Source organism: Dyella sp. AD56 (assembly GCF_002878475.1).
Classification (GTDB): Bacteria; Pseudomonadota; Gammaproteobacteria; order Xanthomonadales; family Rhodanobacteraceae; genus Dyella.
Genome location: NZ_NRDP01000001.1, coordinates 84923 through 100538, shown reverse-complemented (window position 1 = coordinate 100538; position 15616 = coordinate 84923). Strand labels below are relative to the sequence as shown.

Here is a 15616-nt window from a genome sequence, read left to right as displayed (position 1 = left end):
TGTCATGCAGGCTCCGATACAAGGGAATCTGTCATGGGTCATTGGATGAAGGGATGGACCGCCAAGGTGCTTGGCGTGGGTCTGCTGGCGCTACTGATGTTGATTCCGCTATGGCGAGTGCAGTCGCTGGTGGAAGAGCGGCAAGGCATGCGACAGGCCGCCATCGACCAAATTGCGCAGGGTTGGGGCGGTGAGCAGGTGCTGGGTGGCTTGGTGCTTGCCGTGCCATCGCATCAGATGACGACGCTTCCTTCCGGCGAAGCGCGCGACATGACGGATACGACGTACGTGCTGCCGGACGCGCTGAGCGTGGATGCCGGCATGGCGGTGGACAAGCGACGCTACGGTATTTACGACGCGCCAGTGTTTGCCTCGACCGTGCAACTGGATGGTCGCTTTACCGCCGAAGACATCGCGCAGGCGCGCCAGATGGACGGCTCCCGCTGGGAGGATGGCAAGGCCGAGCTGCGCCTTGCGGTAGGTGATCTGCGCGGCTTGCAGGAAGTGAGCGAGCTGCGGATCAATGGCAAGACGCAGCGCTTCCAATCATCCGCCGCAACGTTTGGCGGTTCCTCGTCCATGGTGATCGTGCCGATCGATCTGACGGCCGTGGGCGACCAGCCGGTGGAGTTTTCGGTGAAGCTGCGTCTTGCTGGCACGCAGTCGCTGCAATGGCTTCCGCTGGCGCGCACCACGGATGTGAAGCTGCATGCACCCTGGCCGGACCCGAGCTTTATCGGCGCTGCGCTGCCGGTGGAGCGAACCGTCAAGGCCGATGGTTTCTCCGCACGCTGGCATATGCTCGATCTCAACCGTAAATTTGGCCAGACGTGGCACGCGAGTGATGCGCGCGTCGACACGGCCGTGCACGATGCGGCGTTTGGCGTGGCGCTGTTCCAGCCCGTCGACGTGTATCAACGCAACGTGCGCGCAGGGAAGTACGGCCTGTTGTTCATCACCATGACGTTCGTGGCGTTCTTCCTGTTCGAAGTGCTCAAGCGCCTGCGCGTGCACCCCGTGCAATACCTGCTGGTGGGCGCGGCGCTCGCCTCGTTCTACGTGCTGTTGCTGGCACTGTCCGAACAGATCGGCTTCGGACCTGCTTACGCCGTGGCGGCGGCCTCGGTTGTACTCATCATTGGCGGCTATGCCGGGGCCGTGCTGGGCGCGCGCCGGGCCGGCATGTGGCTGGGTGTGGCGTTGGCGCTGGTCTACGCCATGCTCTACGTAGTGCTGGCCGCCGAGCAGTACGCCTTGCTCATCGGCGCCATCGTGCTGGTGCTCACCGTGGCCTTGCTGATGTATCTGACCCGCCGCATCGACTGGTATGCCAGCATGCCGGCGGCGGCCGGGCCGGCTATCATGGAGCAGCCATGAAATTGCTCGCCATCGAAACCTCTACCGAAGCCTGCTCCGTCGCGTTGATCCACGGCGACGAAGTGATCGCGCGCAGCGAGATCGCTCCACGCCGACATGCCGAACTGGTGTTGCCGATGGCCGACGCGCTACTGGCGGAGGCCGGGCTGGGGCGCCACGCGCTCGACGTGATCGCCGTGGGCCGCGGCCCCGGCGCCTTCACCGGCGTGCGCCTGGGCATTTCGCTGGCGCAGGGCATGGCGCTGGCGCTGGACGTGCCCGTAGTGACAGTGTCGTCGCTGGCAGCCTTGGCGCTGGAAGCACCGGAAGACGATGCTGACATTCTGGCTGTCATCGATGCCCGTATGGGCGAGATCTATGCCGCCAGTTACCGTCGTGACGATAACGGCGGACTCGTCGTGCTCGACGAGGAACGCGTTTGCACCCCGGGCGCACTGAGCCTTTCGCCGTCCGCTGCGTGGCACGTGGTGGGTACTGGCTGGACGACCTACGAAGACGTTCTGCGTCCGCGCCTCACTGGGGCGCTGCGTTCCGCCGAGGGTGCGCGTTACCCGCAGGCACGCCATGTTGCTGAGCTCGCCGCGCGCGAATTTTCGGCTGGCCACGCGCATGCACCGGAGCACGCCCTGCCGGTCTATCTGCGCGATAAGGTCGCCCTGACGCTGGTGGAGCAGGGCAAGGCCTGACCCCGGCTATCGGTTCAGGCGCTGCGCGCAGCGCGGGTGGCTGCGTGCTTCAGGTCCGCGTCTAGCTTGCGGGCCTCGCACTGGATGCTCTGCGCGTTCTTGATCGCGGGCAGCAACCCGGGAAAGCGCTGTTCGACCTCTGCGCAGCGCGTGGTGTTGAGCATTTCCACGCCACGGCGTTCACTGCGAATCAGACCGGCTTCGCGCAGCGCGCGGAAGTGCTGCGACAGGGTGGACTTGGGAATGCAGCGATCCTCCATCTTGAGGAAGGCCGAGCAAGTGTTGGCGCTGTCCGCACAGGACAACTGCCAGTAGATGGCCGCGCGCACGGGATCAGACAGCGCATGCAAGATGCCTTCTACGGTCACGTCGTCGAGGGAGGGGTGGGTCAGGGGCCTCATGTGCTCATTTTAGCAGCACTTGAAAACTAGTTCATAAGTTCGTATGTTGCGAACTATGGGAGTAGGAACTCCCAAACCCTCTTTCCTCCCAACTGAACAGGTTCCCGTCATGAGCAAGCTCAAAGGTAAAGTGGCTGTTGTTACTGGCGCATCCAAGGGCATCGGCGCGGCCATCGCTAAGGCCCTGGCCGCCGAAGGCGCCTCCGTCGTGGTGAACTACGCCTCCAGCAAGGCCGGGGCAGACGCCGTGGTGGCCGAGATCACCAAGGCCGGCGGCAAGGCCGTCGCCGTAGGCGGCGACGTTTCCAAGGCGGCGGACGCCAAGGCGCTTGCCGATGCGGCGGTGTCCAGCTTCGGCCGCCTCGACATCCTGGTGAACAACTCCGGCGTCTACGAGTTCGGCGCGCTTGACGCCATCACCGAGGAACACTTCCACAAGCAGTTCAACGTCAATGTGCTCGGCTTGTTGCTGACCACGCAGGCGGCAGCCCGTCACATGAACGACGGCGGCAGCGTGATCAATATCGGCTCGCTGGTCACGCGCATCGTGCCCGCGGAAAGCGCGGTATACACGGGCACCAAGGGCGCGGTGGACGCCATCACCGGCGTGCTGGCCCGCGAATTGGGTCCGCGCCAGATCCGCGTCAACGCGGTGAACCCGGGCATGGTTGAAACCGAGGGCACGCACGCAGCCGGTTTCATCGGTTCGGACTTCCATCAGGGCGCTATCGCACAGACGCCGCTGGGCCGCATTGGTCAGCCGGACGACATCGCTTCCATCGTTACTTTCCTGGCTTCCAGCGATTCTTATTGGCTGACCGGCGAACAGCTCTACGCCGGCGGCGGCATGCGCTGATCCGACAAAGCTGGACCTTGTTGCGCACCCCGGTGTGGGCCGGGGTGCGCCTTTTTGCATGCGCAGGATTGACGATACTGCGACGATGATCGGCCTTCCTTTTCATGTGGCGAGGGGCCCATGTCCAGTCAGCCCGATAACGGCATCATCCAGTTCCGCTCGGCCTTCGATGTGACCACAACCATCGACAATATCCGGCAAGCGCTCGAATCGCACGGCATCACCGTGTTTGCGCACATCGATTTCAGTGGTGATGCAGCTCGCGCTGGGCTAACTATGCAGGGCGAACAAATGTTGATCTTCGGCAACCCCAAAGCCGGTACTCCGTTGATGCAACAGGTTCCGCTCGCCGGCTTGGATCTGCCGCTCAAAGTCCTGGTGTGGAGCGACGGTCAGGGCGCGACATGCGTTGCCTGCAATGCGCCGGAGTACATCATTGCCCGGCACGGTTTGCCTGAAGCGATGACTGCCAATCTGGCAGGACCGCTGCCGCTCCTGAAGCAGGCGGTGGCAGGCTGAGCCGCTTGGTCAATCCAGGCGTTCGACAAAGCGGACGTTAGCGATCCAGTTCGCCTGTCGCCTTGCGAGTTTCGAGCCCACATCCTCTTCACTGAAGCTCGCCGACCGATGATGCAACAGGGCGGGATCCACATTGCCTAGCGTGTTGACGTTGACCACGGCATAGAGGCGATCGTCGACCGTGCAGGTCACCAGCGGAACCACGCCACATTGGCGGCAGATGTGGAAATTCGCGGTGCTTGTGCCAAATGCGTAGTGGTTCACCGCCGCCGGGTCGCGCACGCTGATGCGCAGGAGCCCATCAGGTACGGACGTCCATACCGCACCATGCTTCGTGCAAAAGGAACAATCGCAAGCACGCGCCGGGATCTCTGTGGGATCGGGTTCCCAGTCGAGCGTATAGGCGATGTTTCCGCAGTGGCATTGTCCGTGGAACTGCATATCGGCATCCGTCGTCGATGGTGCTGGCGACAGCAAGCGTAATCGATCAGGCGCCTTACAGCTGTCCGATCACCAACTGCACCAGCAGGCTGCTCACCGACACCGCGGCCCACACGCCCAGGCCCAACAGGATCGGACGTGCACCGGTCGACGCCATCTTGCGCAGGTTGGCGGAAAGGCCAATGGCCGTCAGCGCCACGATGATCAGGAACTCTGCGGCCATATGGAGCATCGGCTGGATAGCGACAGGAATAAGGCCCGCGGTGCGCGCGCCGGAAGCCACCAAGAACCACAAGATAAACCAGGGGAAGATGCGGGCCAGGCTGAAATCGCTGGCGCCCTGCTTCTTCTGCTTCCACGCGGTGGCGAAGGCGAGGATCAGGCAGATCGGGATGATCAGCGTGGCGCGGGTGAGCTTGACGATGGTGGCGTAGTCGCCCGCCTGCTTGCTGAAGCTGTAACCCGCGGCCACTACCGACGAGGTGTCGTTGATGGCCGTACCGGCCCATAGGCCAAAGCCAAGGTCCGACAGGTGCAGCACATGGCCGAGCAGGGGGAACAGCAGCACAGCGACGAGGTTGAACAGGAAAATGGTAGAGATCGCGAACGCCGTGTCGTGTTCGTCCGGCTTGATGATGGGCGTCACCGCCGCAATCGCCGAACCGCCGCAGATCGCCGTGCCCACGCCGATCAGGATCTTCAGCTTGTCGTCCACCTTGAGCATGCGGCCAAGCAGCCATGCGGTGAGGAAGGCCACCGTCATGGTCACCAACGTGACCGACAGCGACTCGAGGCCGGTCTTGGCCACCTGGTCCAGGCTCAGGCCAAAGCCCAGCGCGATGATCGACCACTGCAATACCTGCTTGCCGGCGAACTGGATGCCAGGCGTGAACGTGCCGCCGGGCGCGGCCGTGTTGCGTACCAGGATACCCAGCACGATGCCGAATACCGGACCACCGATCAGTGGCGCGACCTTACCCAGCCCCAGCGCCACGAGCGCAATGACTACGGAAAGCAGCAGGCCGGGGACGCGCTGGGAAAGGGTGGGGGCGGCGGGGCTGGCGACGGCGGTGGCGTTCATGGCGTTCTCCTGCAATGCCGCCATTGTCCGTTTCGTCGATCATCAAGAAAATTTTGAATTATTGATGATTGTTATAAGATAAATTGATGATCAACATCAGCCCGCGCCAGTTGGAGGTGTTCGTGCAGATCGCACGCCTCGGCAGCGTGCGCGCGGCGGCCGAAGCCCTGCACCTCACCCAGCCCGCCGCCAGCATGGCGCTGGCGGAGATGGAGCGGCAGTTGGATGCTGCCGTCTTCGCCCGCGAGCGCGGGCGCCTGCGCCTCAACACGCGTGGCCGGGAATTGCTGCCGCTCGCGCAGGAGTTGCTGGAGCGCTATGCCGAGTTTGGCCGCGTGGGCAGTGGCGGCGTTGATGAACTGGGTGGCGAGCTGCGGATTGGGGCGAGCAATACCGTGGGCAACTATCGCGTGGGCGAACTGTTGGGCGAGTTCGTGCGCGCGCATCCGCACGTGTCGGTGCGTCTTCGCGTGTCCAACACGGCGGAGATCGTGGCGGCCATGCTCGATCACGTACTGGAGCTGGGCTGCGTTGAAGGGCCGGTTGCGCACCCTTCACTGGAAGTGCGTTCCTGGCGCGATGACGCCCTGGTGGTGTGCACCTCGCCTGATCATCCGCTCGCGCGTAAACGGCGACTGGAACCCAAGGACTTTGCCGGCGCGCGTTGGGTGTTGCGCGAGCCGGGGTCAGCCACGCGCAGCCTGAGCGAGCGAGCGCTGTCGTCTTTACCCGCCGGGGATACCGTGCTGGAACTGGATCAGGCCGAGGCGATCAAGCAGGCGGTGATTGCCGGTCTAGGTATTGCCTGCCTGCCTGAGGTGGCCGTAATCGATGCCGTCGCCGCCGGACGATTGAAAGTGCTGCATACGCCGTTCCTCGACCTGCATCGCAAGCTGTCGCTGCTATTGCATCGGCAGCGCTATCGCGGGGCGTTGATCGAGGCATTCCTCACCAGCGCGGGTTGACCGATCCCGCGGCGAAAAAATCAGCCGAGGATCTCGGCCAATAGCGCCTCGGCTTCTTCGTGCGTACGCGAGCGGAGGATGCGCGGCGCCTGCGAACGAAGCAAGCCATGGTCGAGATCGATAAGGCGGTCGCGAACGTGCAGCAGCTGGCTGGGGTGCATGCTGAACTCGCACAGGCCCAAGGCCAGCAGCAAGGCAGTGAAGTTGGTGTCGCCGCCAATTTCGCCGCACAGGCTTACCGGCTTCTTCGCCCGGCGTCCTTCCGTGATCACGTAGGCGAGCAGGCGCAACAACGCCGGCTGCAGCGGGTTGTAGATGTTGTCCAGTGCATCGTTGCCACGGTCGGCGGCCAGCACGTACTGCGCAAGGTCGTTCGTGCCGATGGCAAGGAAGTCGGCGTGCTCGAGCAGCGCGCGCACGTTGATAGCGGCGGCCGGTACTTCGATCATTGCGCCGAGCTGCAATTTTTCCGGCAGGTCGATGTTCTCGCGCTTCAGGTCCTGACGGGCCAGCTTGAACAGCGTACGCACGGCGATCAGTTCGTCTGGTTGCGTCACCATCGGCACCAACACGCGCACCGGGCCGTAACAGGCGGCTCGCAGGATCGCGCGGATTTGCGTGGTGAACACGGCGGGGTAGCGTAGCGACAGGCGTACGCCACGCACGCCCAGCGCGGGGTTGTCTTCGCCGCGTATCACCAAGCCCGCGGCATCGGCCTTGTCGGCGCCGAGGTCGAGCGTGCGGATGGTGACGGGCAGGCCGCCCATGCCGAGCACCAGATCGCGATAGGCGATGAACTGCTCGTCTTCGGTGGGCAGTCCCTTTTGGCGCAGGAACAGGAACTCGGTGCGGTACAGGCCGACACCGTCCGCGCCGCGCGCACGCGCCATGGCGATATCGGGCGGCATTTCCGCGTTGGCATACAGGCGGATGTCGACGCCGTCGCGCGTGCGCGTGGGTGCGTTGGCCAGGGTCGCGAGGCGGCGGCCTTCCAGCGCGGCTTCACGCTGCCACGCGCGATAGCGGGCGAGATCCTGCGCGGTGGGATGCACCACGGCTTCGCCGCGTTCCGCATCGAGCAGGATCAAGTCATCGTCGTGGATGGTCGACAGCGCATCGCGCGCACCGACCAGCATCGGCAGGTCGAGGCTGCGCGCAAGAATGGCGCTGTGCGAATACGGGCTACCGGAACTGGCGACCACGCCGAGCAGGCCACTGCCGGCAAGGTGGGCCATGTCGGCGGGGGCGATGGTGTCGGCGATGAGGATCTCGCCCACGCGCGCCGCCAGCTTGCGCTCTTCGCGGCTGGTCTGGCGTTGCAGAGCGGAGATGACGCGGCTGATGACCTGGTCGACGTCTTCCTTGCGCGAGCGCAGGTAAGGATCGTCCATCGCTTCGAACACGGCCGCGAGGCGATCGCGCTGCTTCTTCAGTGCGGCGCCCGGACGGTAGTGGCCGATGCGCACCAGATCGTCCAGTCCGCGCAGCAGTTCCGGGTCGTCGAGCAGCAGGCTATGCGCGTCGATGAACTCGTTCACTTCGCGAGCGAGTGCACCGTGCAGCTTGCCGCGAAGTTCGCGCAATTCTTGGCGAGCTGTATCAAGCGCGCGATGAAGGCGCTCCAACTCGACGTCTACTTCGTCTTCGGCGAGCGGGCGGGTATCGACCAGATAACGGCTAGGCTGCACCAAGCGGGCACGGCCGAGGGCCATGCCTTTTGCTGCGGGGGTGCCTGTCAGTATCTGTCTCATATCGGCCTTCCGTGGTGGAACGGCCGAGCTGGCCGCGCGTGACGCCGGCATCCCGCCAACGCGTGGATTCCTGATAAGAAAAGATGGCACGACGTAGCCAACCGGGCCGTGAATACGGCCTCAGGGTGACGCATGCATGTCATCTTTTCTCTGCCCACTCAGGCTCCTTCGTCGAACTTGCGATCGAACAGGGCGGCGACGGCATCGACGGCGGACTGCTCGTCCGGCCCTTCGGCGCGAACCGTCAGTGGCGTGCCGATACCGGCTGCCAACATCATGACGCCCATGATGCTCTGCGCGTTGACTTCGCGGCCCTTGCTCACCAGCCACACGGTGGATTTGAAACCCTGCACCAGCTGCACGAGCTTGGCCGAAGCCCGGGCATGCAGCCCCAGTTTGTTGGAGACGACAATTTCTTTTTCAAGCATGGTCGATGAAGATCCCTCCGCGGCCCCCGCTGGCGGCAATCTCCGCCAACTCATCCAACGGTTTTTCTGCGTAATTGAGTACGCGCAACAGCATCGGGAGGTTGAGTCCCGATACGCAGCGCAACCGCACCCCGAGTGAGCTCAGCGACAGCCCGATGTTGCAGGGCGTAGCGCCGTACAAATCGGCGAGCACCAGCACGCCGCTGCCCTCGTCGAGCTCCCGCGCGTGTTTGGCCGTGAGCGTACGCATCACGTCCGGATCCGCCTGCGGCGGAACTTCGACAGCTTCCACCCGCAGGGGCAGCTTGGGTAGCACGTGGTGAGCGGCAGAGATCAGCGCCTGGCCGACCGCCTCGTGCGTCATCAACAGCACGCCGACGCTCATGACGGCGTGCCGGTCCGATGAAGTGCTTTGGACAGCATGGCTATCACTCGAGTTCACGATGGAAGGTAAGCACGCCGCTACGCAGCGTGCGGTAATGGGCGGCCAGTTTTTCAACGAGGTACACCGAACGGTGTCGGCCGCCGGTGCAACCGATGGCGATGGTGACGTAGCTGCGGTCATCGGCTTCGAAACGTGGCAACCACGTATCCAGCCAGCGCGCTGTGTCGGCGAAGTATTCGGCGACCATCGGTTGCGTATCCAGGTAGTCGCGCACGGCTGCGTCCTTGCCCGAGAGCGGGCGCAGCCTGGGATCCCAATGGGGGTTTGGCAGGCAGCGCGCGTCGAACACGAAGTCCGCGTCCAGGGGCAGGCCTCGGCGGAAGGCGAACGACTGGAACATCAGCGTCAGCCCTTCGGTAGCTTCGGCATAACCCGTCGCAATGAGTCGACGCAGCTGATGCACGTTCAGATCGCTGGAGTCGATGACCTTGTCGGCAATGGCCGATAGCGGGCGCAACAAGCGCCGTTCTTCGGCGATCGCGTCGGCGAGTGACAGGCCGCGGAAGGAGAGTGGGTGGCGACGTCGCGTTTCCGAATAACGCTTGATCAGCACGTCGTCGCGGCAATCCAGGAAAATCAGATGCGTGTGCACGCCGACAGCGGCCAGCTCCGACAGCATGGCGGGCATACGCTGCAGGTCTTCACCCGGGTTGCGTACGTCCACACCAACCGCGACGTTGCGGCGCTTGCCTTCCACATTGAGGCTCACCGCCGCCACGAGTTGTGGCAGCAGGACGGTGGGCAGGTTGTCGACGCAGTAGAAGTCCAGATCTTCCAGCGCGCGCAGCGCCACGGTCTTGCCGCCACCGGACATGCCGGTGAGTACGATCAGGTGGATGGCGTCAGGGTGCCGGATAGTCGTCTCTGTCATGGGTCACCAGGGAGGCAGTCGACGCATCTGGTGCGCCTGGCGGTCGATGAAGGTCTGGGCGGGGTCGATGCCCTTGCTCTTGAGCACGTGGTTGCGCACGGCCGCCTCGACCAGCACGGCAAGGTTACGACCAGGGGCTACGGGAATGGTGATCATGGGCACCGGCACCTCGAAGATCTCGCGGTGGCCGATGTCGCCGGTAAGGCGTGTGAGTCCATCGGTGTCTTCCCCATCGCGCAGAGGTTTGAGATGCACGACGAGGCGAAGGTATTTGGAAGGCTTGACCGCGGTGTGACCGAACATCTCGCGCACGTTCAATACGCCAAGACCACGAACTTCCAACAGGTCCTGCAACAGTTCGGGGCAGGTGCCGTCGATCACGTCCGGTGCGATCAGGGTGAATTCGGTGGCATCGTCGGCCACCAGGCGGTGGCCACGGCTGATCAGGTCCAACGCAAGTTCGCTTTTGCCTGATCCTGATTCGCCGGTGATCAGCACGCCGATGGAAAACACCTCGAGGAACACGCCGTGCAGAGTGATCTTGGGCGCGAGAATGCGTGCCAGGTGGTACTGCATCCAGGTCAGCAGCTCGTGGCCGCGCTTGGAGCTGATCCACAAAGGCGTGTTGGTTTCTTCCGCCACCTCGCGCAGGTCGGTGGGGATGGGCTGATCCTTGGTGACGATCATCGCCACGGGCTGATAGGCGGCGATCTTGTTGATCGCCTCCCAGCGTTGGCGCGAATCCAGGCTGTCGAGGAAATTCAGTTCCTCGGTGCCGATGATCTGAATCTTGTTGGGATAGATGACGTTGAGATAGCCAATCAACGACGGGCGGCGCGTGGTGGTCGCAGCCTGCTCCAGCACGCGCGACTCGCCGCGCATGCCGGAAACCCAGCGCAAAGCCATGCGCTCGTGAACACTGTCGTAGAGTTGTCGGGCGGTCAGCCGGTCCAAGCCATGTCCTTTCTGCAGCCAAAAGAAGGGGGCTGCACGGACATTGTGCCAGTTCGCGCCGTCGGGCGCCTTGGATCGGGGGATTCGGAGGGGGAGAGGGCCCGCCCGGAGCACGGGCGGGCCGGGGCGGTCAGCCGTACAGGCGCTCGTCGCGGACGGCGCGCTGATGCTTATCGCTGATCTTCTCGCGGTGCTTGCGCAGCTGTGTCACCAGCTTGTCGAAGAGGACATCAATGGAGACGTACATGTCGTTCTCAAGCGCTTCGGCGTGCAGGGTGCTGCCCGTGACGCAGAGCGTGCCTTCAGCTCGCTGCTGCAGTTTGTTCACGGAAAGAACGATGCTCAGGCTGAGAATTCGTTCGTCGAGGCGGGTAAGGCGGTCGAGCCGGCTGTTCACGTGATCCCGAAGGGCCGGGGTGACTTCAATCTGCTGACCGCTGAGCTGAACTTGCATGTTGCGCCTCCTTCAGTACTGCCGCAGGTGCGGCTGGGGTCGATGCACCGGTCGCTTATGTCGTGGCCGACACACCTTTTGAAAGCCCTAGTTTTCCGATGGGATTTCCGGCCTCCTCACCAAGTCGGGAAAGTCACTATGCACCTCTGAAGCTTTCTTCGCGTTAGAAAGACCTTCACGGCCCTGACATGACAGGTTCCCTTCGGATCGTCTTACCTCTGATTATGGGGACGCCTTTTTTGCCGCCAAGTTCCCGAGGCGCTTTGCCACAGTGGACGGGCAGGCCCGTTCAGCCAGCGCGCTGGCGCTCGCTGGAGCTGGGAATGCGCATGGCTTCGCGGTATTTGGCGACAGTGCGTCGGGCAACCTGAATGCCCTTGCGGTGCAGTTCCTCCGCGATAGCCTGGTCGGACAGCGGCTTGCGCGGGTCCTCGGCATCGACCAGCTTGCGCAGCATGGCCTGGATGGCGGTGGCCGACGCACTGCCACCGTCTTCGGTGGACACGCCGCTGGAAAAGAAGTGCTTGAGTTCGAACGTGCCCCGCGGCGTATGGATGTACTTGCGGGTAGTTACACGTGAAATCGTTGATTCGTGCATGCCCACTTCCTCGGCGACTTCGCGCAGCACCAGCGGGTGCATGGCTTCAGGGCCGTAGTCGAGGAAGGCGCTTTGGCGACGCACGATGGCTTCGGCCACCTTGAGCAGCGTTTCGGCGCGTGATTCCAGGCTCTTGATAAGCCAGCGTGCCTCCTGCAGCTGCCCGCGCATCCAACTTGCGTCGGTACCGCGGGCCTGCGCGATCAGGCCGCAGTAATGCTGGTTAAGACCCAGGCGGGGCTGGCAATCGGGGTTGAGACTGACACGCCAGCGACCGACATCCTTGCGCGCGTAAACGTCGGGGGCGACGTACTCCACGGGCGTGACGTCGAGCGCAGCGCCGGGACGCGGGTCGAGGCTGCGGATCAGCACGGCGGCGGCGGCGGTGTCGTCCTCGTTCGCGCGTAGCTTGCGGGCAAGGCGCGCGATGTCGTTGCGGGCGAGCAGTTCGAGTTCGGCATCCACGATGCGCAAGGCGAGCTCGCGCTGAGGCGTGTCGGGGGCGAACTGCTGAAGTTGCACGGTAAGGCAATCACGCAGATCCACGCTTGCGACACCCGTGGGGTCGAAACGCTGCAGCATGTGCCGCACGTATTCCACTTCCGCCTGCGTCGCTCTAAGGTCGGCCGGCAGGGCCGCGGTGAGCGACTCCATGCTCTCGGTGAGATAGCCGTCCGGATTGAGTGCATCGATGAGCACGGCCGCAATGGTGCGGTCGCGTGCACTCATGTGCGTGAGGTTGAGTTGCCAGAGCAGGTGTTCCTGCAGCGTTTCCGCTGCGGCGCTCTGCGGCTCGAAACCGTCCTCGTCGGGATTGCTGTTGCGCGAGGAGCCGCTGCTGGCGGAAAAGTCGATGGGGTCGTCGCTGCCACCATCGACATAGGCGTCGCCCCATTCGGGGGCCTCTGCATCGTCAACGGTATCGCTGCTGGTCGAGCTCGCCGAACTCGTCGGGAGCGGCTCCATCGGCTCGCGCTCTTCGCCGTCCAGCTCGTCCGGATTGTCATCCGAAAATTCGAGCAGCGGATTGCTTTCGGCGATCTGCCTCAGTTCGGCCTCCAGCTCAAGCTGCGACAGTTGCAGCAGACGGATAGCCTGCTGCAACTGGGGGGTCAGCGTGAGCTGTTGATTGAGGCGAAACTGCAGTCCGGGTTTCATGCCAAGCGGTCGGGATGAATGTGAAGGTCATCCTAACTCTTGCCCCCGGGGTCGGCCATAGGTCGAAGGCGGAATCGCGTACTACCTCAGGTTTATCTCCGAGGTTTGTGCGTGGGTATGCCCTGTTCCGCAACCGTTACAGGCGGAACTCGCGGCCGAGGTAAACCTCGCGGACCTTCTCGTCAGCAAGAATGTGCGCAGGCGTGCCGCGGGAGAGCACTTCGCCATCATTGAGGATGTACGCGCGGTCGCAGATGCCCAGCGTTTCGCGCACATTGTGGTCGGTGATGAGCACGCCGATGCCGCGCTCCTTGAGGTGGCGCACGATGCGCTGGATTTCGCCCACTGAAATGGGGTCCACGCCTGCAAACGGTTCGTCCAGCAGCATGTAGCGCGGGTGCGCTGCGAGTGCGCGCGCGATTTCCACGCGTCGGCGCTCGCCACCGGAAAGGCTGATGCCCTTCTGGTCCGCGATGTGCGAGATCTTCAGTTCGTCCAGCAGGCTTTCCAGCTCGTTGGCGCGGCGCTTTTCGTCCCAGCCTTCGCGAAGCTCGAGCACCGCCTTGATGTTGTCGGACACGGTAAGGCGGCGGAACACTGAAGCTTCCTGCGGCAGGTATCCAATACCGAGCTTGGCGCGCTGGTGCATGGGCAGGCCGGTGATGTCCTGCTTGTCGAGCTTGATCACGCCGGCATCGGCTTCTATCAGGCCCACCACCATGTAGAAGCAGGTGGTCTTGCCCGCGCCATTGGGGCCGAGCAGGCCGACCACTTCACCCTCGCGAATGGAGAAGGCGAAGTCACGCACGACCTGACGTGCCTTGAAACTTTTTTTTTTGCAGACCTTCAGCAGAAAGCATCGATCAGTGGGCCTCGGCCGGCTTGGGTGCGGCAGCGGGTGCAGCAGCAGGTGGTGTAGCGGGCGCGGCGTTGGGGTGGCAGGCTGGGGCAGCCACCTGACTGGCGGGCGGCGGTGTGGTGCCGGGCTTTGCCTTGGGCAGAATGACGCCGTGCACCAGACCGTCACCGCCGGCTTCGCCGGTGATCAGCGAGGTTTGCGTGTTATAGGTGAGCTTGTCGCCATGAAACTCGCCACGGCCCTGCTGGCGCACCACGGCATTGCCGGTGAGCACCGCGATGCCGTTGATGTTGTCGTAATCCAGCTGGATGGCATCACCCTGCATCAGATTGCCGCAGTCATCCAACTGTTCGATATGCGCAAGGACGCCAGGACTGCTCGTCACCACGGCACGCGATACCTGTGTGTCGTTATCCAGATAAAGCTTGGCGACAGCACCGGTCATCTTCATCGTGCCCTGCGTGGCCACGACGTTGCCAGTCAGCGTGGTGACCGTGTTGGGCGCGTTGAATCCGTCCATGGTCTTGGACGAGAAGTTCATCGGCTGATTGCGGTCATCCTGCTTGGCCAGCGCCGGCTGCAGGACGAGCAGCCCCAGGACCAGCAGGGCGAGGTGCAGCTTGAGACTTCTTGGGTCGCGGCGGAAACGAGCCGGTGACTTCATCGAACAGCTCCAGATGATTGGTGTTGAGGTTGGCACGCATGCCGACCCCGTTAAGTGTACGTGGGCCTTGCTTCATATGCGCTGGGGCGTCGGTCACCATGAGGTTGTCCTTGGGCCAGGCGGTGACGTCGGTGGTGTGCATTTCCGTCATGGGGGTGTCCGCGAAGGCGGCTCGGTGCATGTAGACCGGGCCTTGCAGCTTCAGCAGGGTGCCGCTCTTGTCGACCCAGGCATAGAGCGACTTGCCCAGCCACGGCGGCACGCCGGGGTCGTTTGAGGGCATCGTGAAATCGGGAGTGTTGATGTAGAGCGAATCGTCGTTCTCCCTTCGCTCCAGGTGCGGCGCCACCATCTGGAAGCTGGGCAGGCCGTCGACGTCGTACGACCACAGTTTGAAGTTGGTGAGGATGTAACCCGAGCGCGGAGGCCCCACGAAGTCGCTGACCTTGGGCGATGGGGCAATCCACTGCTGCAGCATGTAGGCCGCGCCGGTGGCGATAGCCATCACCACCGTGGCCACGGGCAGGCTCCGGTCGCGCAGGTAAGTGCGCAAACTCACTGCCAGCGCTCCCGTTCGGCGGCCGCTTTGCCCTGAGCCTGCAGGACCATGTCACAGACTTCGCGCGCCGCACCCATGCCGCCGCCCAGGTGGGTGCGCCAGTGGGACTGTTCGGCAACCCAGGGGTGGGCGTTCGCCACAGCCACGGCCAGGCCGACCATGCGCATCGGCGGCAGGTCAGGCAGGTCGTCGCCGACGAAGGCTGCCTGCTCTGGCGTCAGGTTCAGTGCCTCCAGCAATTGCTCGAGGCTGGCGCGCTTGTCGCCCTGGCCCTGGTAAACGTGGGCGATGTCCAACTCCTCGGCACGCAGCGCCACCGGGTGGCTGATGCGGGCGGAGATGATTGCGACCTGCACGCCGTTGGCCATCAGGCGCTTCAGGCCGAGGCCGTCGTGCACGTGGAAAACCTTGGTTTCGTGACCGTCTTCGGCGTACCACAGGCGGCCGTCGGTCAGGGTGCCGTCCACGTCGAACACGACGAGGCGGATCTTGGCGGCGCGGGCAAGGACGTCTGCGGGGATATCAGCCAGATACATGGGCGGGGTCGGC

General features: G+C 63.7%; 19 protein-coding genes. 5 read left to right on the top strand and 14 right to left on the bottom strand.

The features are described 5' to 3' along the window. Positions 1-33: 33 nt before the first annotated feature. Positions 34-1377 carry a cell envelope integrity protein CreD gene (gene creD, locus DyAD56_RS00490; protein WP_102300784.1) on the top strand — a complete coding sequence of 448 codons (1344 nt, stop codon included), beginning with the start codon at positions 34-36 and terminating at the stop codon, positions 1375-1377. Next, positions 1374-2063, top strand: coding sequence for a tRNA (adenosine(37)-N6)-threonylcarbamoyltransferase complex dimerization subunit type 1 TsaB (gene tsaB / locus DyAD56_RS00485; protein ID WP_102300783.1), 690 nt, complete (start codon positions 1374-1376; stop codon positions 2061-2063). Before creD ends, tsaB begins: the two co-directional genes overlap by 4 nt. 14 nt (positions 2064-2077) lie before the next feature. Here tsaB and DyAD56_RS00480 read toward each other — a convergent pair whose 3' ends face one another. Then, positions 2078-2464 (bottom strand): helix-turn-helix domain-containing protein, encoded by a 387-nt coding sequence (locus tag DyAD56_RS00480; RefSeq protein ID WP_102300782.1) that lies wholly within the window; start codon positions 2462-2464, stop codon positions 2078-2080. A 109-nt stretch (positions 2465-2573) separates the two neighbouring features. Between DyAD56_RS00480 and DyAD56_RS00475 the strand changes: the two genes are divergently transcribed. Next, entirely contained in the window at positions 2574-3320 is a 747-nt protein-coding gene (locus DyAD56_RS00475; protein WP_102300781.1) for a glucose 1-dehydrogenase, read from the top strand. A 120-nt stretch (positions 3321-3440) separates the two neighbouring features. Further along, positions 3441-3839 carry a DUF302 domain-containing protein gene (locus tag DyAD56_RS00470; protein WP_102300780.1) on the top strand — a complete coding sequence of 133 codons (399 nt, stop codon included), beginning with the start codon at positions 3441-3443 and terminating at the stop codon, positions 3837-3839. A 9-nt stretch (positions 3840-3848) separates the two neighbouring features. Here DyAD56_RS00470 and DyAD56_RS00465 read toward each other — a convergent pair whose 3' ends face one another. Then, complete coding sequence (locus DyAD56_RS00465) at positions 3849-4280, bottom strand: hypothetical protein (RefSeq protein WP_102300779.1); 432 nt, start codon at positions 4278-4280, stop codon at positions 3849-3851. 55 nt (positions 4281-4335) lie between these two features. Continuing rightward, positions 4336-5361, bottom strand: a complete 1026-nt coding sequence (locus DyAD56_RS00460; RefSeq protein WP_102301075.1) for a YeiH family protein — start codon at positions 5359-5361, stop codon at positions 4336-4338. Between the two features lie 86 nt (positions 5362-5447). Between DyAD56_RS00460 and DyAD56_RS00455 the strand changes: the two genes are divergently transcribed. Continuing rightward, positions 5448-6326, top strand: coding sequence for a LysR family transcriptional regulator (locus DyAD56_RS00455; protein WP_102300778.1), 879 nt, complete (start codon positions 5448-5450; stop codon positions 6324-6326). A 20-nt stretch (positions 6327-6346) separates the two neighbouring features. Here the strand turns inward: DyAD56_RS00455 and ptsP are convergent, their stop codons facing one another. The 11 genes from ptsP to DyAD56_RS00400 all read right to left on the bottom strand — a co-directional run bounded on the left by ptsP (position 6347) and on the right by DyAD56_RS00400 (position 15603). Continuing rightward, positions 6347-8077: a phosphoenolpyruvate--protein phosphotransferase gene (gene ptsP / locus DyAD56_RS00450; RefSeq protein ID WP_102300777.1), complete on the bottom strand. Its 1731-nt coding sequence runs from the start codon at positions 8075-8077 to the stop codon at positions 6347-6349. A gap of 158 nt (positions 8078-8235) precedes the next feature. Then, entirely contained in the window at positions 8236-8505 is a 270-nt protein-coding gene (locus DyAD56_RS00445; RefSeq protein ID WP_102300776.1) for an HPr family phosphocarrier protein, read from the bottom strand. Then, entirely contained in the window at positions 8498-8890 is a 393-nt protein-coding gene (locus tag DyAD56_RS00440; protein WP_102300775.1) for a PTS fructose IIA subunit family protein, read from the bottom strand. The genes DyAD56_RS00445 and DyAD56_RS00440 overlap by 8 nt, the downstream gene beginning before the upstream one ends. Positions 8891-8933: 43 nt before the next feature. Next, on the bottom strand, positions 8934-9821 hold the full coding sequence (gene rapZ / locus DyAD56_RS00435) for an RNase adapter RapZ (protein WP_102300774.1): 888 nt from the start codon (positions 9819-9821) through the stop codon (positions 8934-8936). A 3-nt stretch (positions 9822-9824) separates the two neighbouring features. Beyond that, the gene (gene hprK / locus DyAD56_RS00430; RefSeq protein ID WP_102300773.1) at positions 9825-10775 is read right to left on the bottom strand and encodes an HPr(Ser) kinase/phosphatase; all 951 of its coding nucleotides are present in this window, start codon (positions 10773-10775) and stop codon (positions 9825-9827) included. A 130-nt stretch (positions 10776-10905) separates the two neighbouring features. After that, the gene (gene raiA, locus DyAD56_RS00425; RefSeq protein WP_102300772.1) at positions 10906-11229 is read right to left on the bottom strand and encodes a ribosome-associated translation inhibitor RaiA; all 324 of its coding nucleotides are present in this window, start codon (positions 11227-11229) and stop codon (positions 10906-10908) included. 289 nt (positions 11230-11518) lie between these two features. Then, on the bottom strand, positions 11519-12985 hold the full coding sequence (locus DyAD56_RS00420; protein ID WP_102300771.1) for an RNA polymerase factor sigma-54: 1467 nt from the start codon (positions 12983-12985) through the stop codon (positions 11519-11521). A gap of 136 nt (positions 12986-13121) precedes the next feature. After that, complete coding sequence (gene lptB / locus DyAD56_RS00415; protein ID WP_102301074.1) at positions 13122-13838, bottom strand: LPS export ABC transporter ATP-binding protein; 717 nt, start codon at positions 13836-13838, stop codon at positions 13122-13124. Between the two features lie 10 nt (positions 13839-13848). Then, positions 13849-14385 (bottom strand): lipopolysaccharide transport periplasmic protein LptA, encoded by a 537-nt coding sequence (gene lptA, locus DyAD56_RS00410; RefSeq protein ID WP_233202231.1) that lies wholly within the window; start codon positions 14383-14385, stop codon positions 13849-13851. Positions 14386-14398: 13 nt separating this feature from the next. Further along, the gene (gene lptC, locus DyAD56_RS00405) at positions 14399-15067 is read right to left on the bottom strand and encodes an LPS export ABC transporter periplasmic protein LptC (RefSeq protein ID WP_102300769.1); all 669 of its coding nucleotides are present in this window, start codon (positions 15065-15067) and stop codon (positions 14399-14401) included. After that, positions 15064-15603, bottom strand: a complete 540-nt coding sequence (locus tag DyAD56_RS00400; RefSeq protein ID WP_102300768.1) for an HAD-IIIA family hydrolase — start codon at positions 15601-15603, stop codon at positions 15064-15066. Before DyAD56_RS00400 ends, lptC begins: the two co-directional genes overlap by 4 nt. Positions 15604-15616: the final 13 nt, after the last annotated feature.

Excerpts from the sequence above, each read along its gene's own strand:
- raiA (WP_102300772.1), bottom strand. The coding sequence starts at position 11,229 with ATGCAAGTTCAGCTCAGCGGTCAGCAGATTGAAGTCACCCCGGCCCTT.
- DyAD56_RS00470 (WP_102300780.1), top strand. The coding sequence starts at position 3,441 with ATGTCCAGTCAGCCCGATAACGGCATCATCCAGTTCCGCTCGGCCTTC.
- rapZ (WP_102300774.1), bottom strand. The coding sequence starts at position 9,821 with ATGACAGAGACGACTATCCGGCACCCTGACGCCATCCACCTGATCGTA.
- lptA (WP_233202231.1), bottom strand. The coding sequence starts at position 14,385 with ATGAACTTCTCGTCCAAGACCATGGACGGATTCAACGCGCCCAACACG.
- tsaB (WP_102300783.1), top strand. The coding sequence starts at position 1,374 with ATGAAATTGCTCGCCATCGAAACCTCTACCGAAGCCTGCTCCGTCGCG.
- DyAD56_RS00420 (WP_102300771.1), bottom strand. The coding sequence starts at position 12,985 with ATGAAACCCGGACTGCAGTTTCGCCTCAATCAACAGCTCACGCTGACC.
- ptsP (WP_102300777.1), bottom strand. The coding sequence starts at position 8,077 with ATGAGACAGATACTGACAGGCACCCCCGCAGCAAAAGGCATGGCCCTC.
- DyAD56_RS00460 (WP_102301075.1), bottom strand. The coding sequence starts at position 5,361 with ATGAACGCCACCGCCGTCGCCAGCCCCGCCGCCCCCACCCTTTCCCAG.
- DyAD56_RS00445 (WP_102300776.1), bottom strand. The coding sequence starts at position 8,505 with ATGCTTGAAAAAGAAATTGTCGTCTCCAACAAACTGGGGCTGCATGCC.
- DyAD56_RS00400 (WP_102300768.1), bottom strand. The coding sequence starts at position 15,603 with ATGTATCTGGCTGATATCCCCGCAGACGTCCTTGCCCGCGCCGCCAAG.
- DyAD56_RS00475 (WP_102300781.1), top strand. The coding sequence starts at position 2,574 with ATGAGCAAGCTCAAAGGTAAAGTGGCTGTTGTTACTGGCGCATCCAAG.
- DyAD56_RS00440 (WP_102300775.1), bottom strand. The coding sequence starts at position 8,890 with ATGAGCGTCGGCGTGCTGTTGATGACGCACGAGGCGGTCGGCCAGGCG.
- creD (WP_102300784.1), top strand. The coding sequence starts at position 34 with ATGGGTCATTGGATGAAGGGATGGACCGCCAAGGTGCTTGGCGTGGGT.
- DyAD56_RS00480 (WP_102300782.1), bottom strand. The coding sequence starts at position 2,464 with ATGAGGCCCCTGACCCACCCCTCCCTCGACGACGTGACCGTAGAAGGC.
- DyAD56_RS00465 (WP_102300779.1), bottom strand. The coding sequence starts at position 4,280 with ATGCAGTTCCACGGACAATGCCACTGCGGAAACATCGCCTATACGCTC.
- DyAD56_RS00455 (WP_102300778.1), top strand. The coding sequence starts at position 5,448 with ATGATCAACATCAGCCCGCGCCAGTTGGAGGTGTTCGTGCAGATCGCA.